Source organism: Komagataeibacter intermedius TF2, assembly GCF_000964425.1.
GTDB classification, from domain to species: domain Bacteria; phylum Pseudomonadota; class Alphaproteobacteria; order Acetobacterales; family Acetobacteraceae; genus Komagataeibacter; species Komagataeibacter intermedius.
In genome coordinates, this window is record NZ_BANF01000266.1 from 1 (window position 1) to 702 (window position 702).

General features: G+C 64.2%; 1 pseudogene. It reads left to right on the forward strand.

Annotated elements, in window-relative coordinates:
* Positions 1-702: pseudogene (locus B7449_RS16845) on the forward strand (ParB/RepB/Spo0J family partition protein); the annotation flags it as partial.

The window sequence follows — 702 nt, forward strand, 5'->3', positions numbered from 1 at the left end:
TGGCAGGAAGATCTGTTCGGTGAAGCCGGGAAGGACGGCCGTTACACCGATGACGGTTTCGCCTACGAGAAGGCGCAGCGCCAGTGGCTGGGTCAGAACACGCCTGAAGACGCACTGATCCTGCAGAGCGATGAGAACGGCGACCCGGTCTTCGAACCCGGCATGGTGCGGATCTACTGGCAGCGCGAGGGCGCCATGAAATTCTTCTGGCTTGATCATCGCCTGAAGGTTCGCGAGGGCTGGTGCGTCCTGCCGGGCAGCGAGGCGCCAGGTTGCGTGACGCCGTCCGCCGTCATTGAATCCCTGCCCGAAGGGCCACGGGAACGGCCCGATATTTCGGGGCGCGGTTTTGACATGATCGGCAGTTTCCGCACCCAGGCGCTGCATGCCGCATTGGACGGCATGCGGGGCTCTGCCGATCCATGGGTTTTGGTCGGGCTGATGATCGCGGCTCTCAACGCGCAGAATGTCCGGGTGGACGGGGATTCCAACACGCACTACCCGCAGCGCCGTCCGTCACGCCGGCTCGTGGCCGCCGCCGGACTGTTTCAGGATGGCGAGATGGCGCTGGACGAGGCGGTCCTGCGTGGCGCTGCTGTCGACGTGTTGAAAGCCGTGCTGTCCTGCGAGAAGAACGCGACGAATAGTGGCGACTGGGGTGTCCTGGTCGGCCATATCGTGAAAGCGGACGACCATCTGCCC